Consider the following 2373-nt stretch of genomic DNA (forward strand, 5'->3'; position numbering starts at 1 on the left):
GCTCCAGACCGTCCACGGGGGACCGGTAAAATTTCACATCCGGCCCGTACCGGGTGTCCTCAAGCAATGAGGGGCTAAAGGTCCTATATCCCTCGGCAACTGTATTCACTCCATGTGCATAGCGATACAGCCATTCGTGCGAGTGTTGTTCAACAAAGCCCAGGACACCGTCTTTGCCAAGATCGAGCCCCCATGCTGCATCGGCATTAAGCAAAGCCGACAAGCTGTGCAGGCTGGTAAAGCCGACCACAGAACCCAGCAACTGTCCGTCCGTAGACCTGATCAACCGGAATATCGCAATCCCCCCTTCACCCAGCTCAGGGGCTTGCGGGCGAGGAGCAAAAAAGGTGGCAGACTCGGCCCCGTCGGCAAGTGCAGCCTGATAGTCTGGCAAATCCTTGAAGGTGCGCGCTGCCAACACGCCCGGCAACAGGACTGACTCTAACGGTACGTCAGCGTCAATCGCGACGATCTTGCCATCCGCATCCAGAACGACAACGGCATCCAGCCAAGCGTTCTTCACTTCCTTTGCCAACAGTGCATGCAGTTGCTGGTCACTCCGGCTATCACCCATGGCCTGCACGGTCTCACCGATCGACGCGAGCTGGTAGTTCAACGTTGTTTCGAGCAGGCCAAAGCTGCGCCGATGCATCGACGAGACGTTTTTCAGGCTCTGCACCACACCCGCTTCAATCCAGTTGTGCTCCAGGTACAGGTAGCCAGCCGCGCAGACGCCCTGGACCAGAAACACGAGAATCAGCAGGCCGCGTTTGGCGGCCAAACCGGAGAACAAGGAACCAATGAAAGATTGCAAACGAGCAACAGCAACACTCATATAACCATCCAGGACAATCCGCACCGGGGTGCGAGTACATCGGTCATTTACTTAAGAAGTTTGAATACACTCAATGGCCGGGCAGGTTGATTTGCATCGAACTTGGCCCCACTGGAACCCGTTTCTTTCAGTGAAAAATTCTCATCGGCATCGGCAAAGCGCTGAGTGATCTGCTCAAATTCGTCCTCCAGAAGCTTGAAGGCCGCTACCACGTCGGGATCAAAATGATGCCCGGCACCGTCGCAAATGATTGCTACCGCCGTTTCGTGGCTCATCGGCGATTTGTACACGCGTCGGCTGATGATCGCGTCGTAGACATCGGCGACCGCCATCAGGCGCGCGCTCACTGGAATGGCSTCACCGRCCARACCATTGGGGTAACCGCTGCCATCCCATTTTTCGTGATGGCACAGGGCAATTTCYTTGGCGATGCGCAGGAAAGGCACTTGCGCGCCCAGCATGTCCTCGGCATGCACCAGGGCCTGATAACCCAGCCGGGCGTGGGTCTTCATGATTTCAAACTCGGCAGGCTCAAAACGCCCCGGCTTGAGCAGGATATGGTCAGCAATACCGACCTTGCCGATATCGTGCAGYGGTGCCGACTTGAATATCAGTTCAATGCTTTGATCATCCAGATGGAGGCTGAATCGCGGGTGATCGCGCAATTTCTCGGCCAGTAACCGGACATAATGCTGCGTGCGCCGCAGGTGGTTGCCGGTCTCGTTGTCGCGAGTCTCTGCCAGCGATGCAAGAGCCATGATGGTCACGTCATGGGTAGCTTGCAGCTCACGGGTTCGCGCCACGACCTCCTGATCGAGAAAGGTATTCTGCGAACGCAGTAGATCCGAAGATGCCTTCAGACGCAGTTGTGTCTGCACCCGCGCCAGGAATATGAGTGGATTGATTGGTTTGCTCAGGAAATCGGTTGCGCCGAGCGAGAGCCCCAGGCACTCATCGTCATCCTGATCCCTGGCACTCAGGAACAAGATCGGCACATCACGCGTCTTCGGATTGTCCTTGAGACGACGACAGACCTCGTAGCCATCCATTTCGGGCATCACCACATCCAGCAGGATCAGATCAGGTAAGGCCCGATCGACAATTTCCAACGCCTGCGCACCGCTGGTGGCAACGCGTACGTGAGTGTGCTCACGCAGCAAGGCACTGATCAGTTGCAGATCAGCTGGCATATCGTCGACCACCAACACGGTGGGTTTGCGGGTAAGGCGGCTCAACGGGAACTCCTCGCAGCAAGCTCACAGGCGCATTACAGTGCAGCCGGGGTAAGCACTACTGGCGAAAAGCATGACGGGGAAGTACGGTCCGTCGCTTCTGCCAATTAACTGCAGTAACGCATGCCATACCGATATCTGCTCTGAAACGGGCTGAGCCTCGCCCCGCTAGACACTGAAAAACGTTGAAAAACGCTGAACGCTTATGAACAACGCCTTGTGGCGTCATTGCGTGCCGCAACTAGCGCTCATTGAACCTGAATCAGTGGCAGACGTGAGTTTGATCCAGTCGGCACGGTTCAGCGG

Annotated in this window: 1 protein-coding gene and 1 pseudogene; both read right to left on the bottom strand. The window is 56.3% G+C overall.

The window, feature by feature from the left end; genetic code table 11:
- A pseudogene (locus tag AC1DSG_RS30280) lies at window positions 1-835 on the bottom strand (diguanylate cyclase); the annotation flags it as partial.
- A 47-nt stretch (window positions 836-882) separates the two neighbouring features.
- A complete protein-coding gene (locus tag AC1DSG_RS30285) occupies window positions 883-2070 on the bottom strand; it encodes a response regulator (RefSeq protein ID WP_477794157.1) in 1188 nt (395 codons plus the stop codon).
- Window positions 2071-2373: the final 303 nt, after the last annotated feature.

The sequence above is a fragment of the Pseudomonas sp. P5_A12 genome, assembly GCF_056400685.1.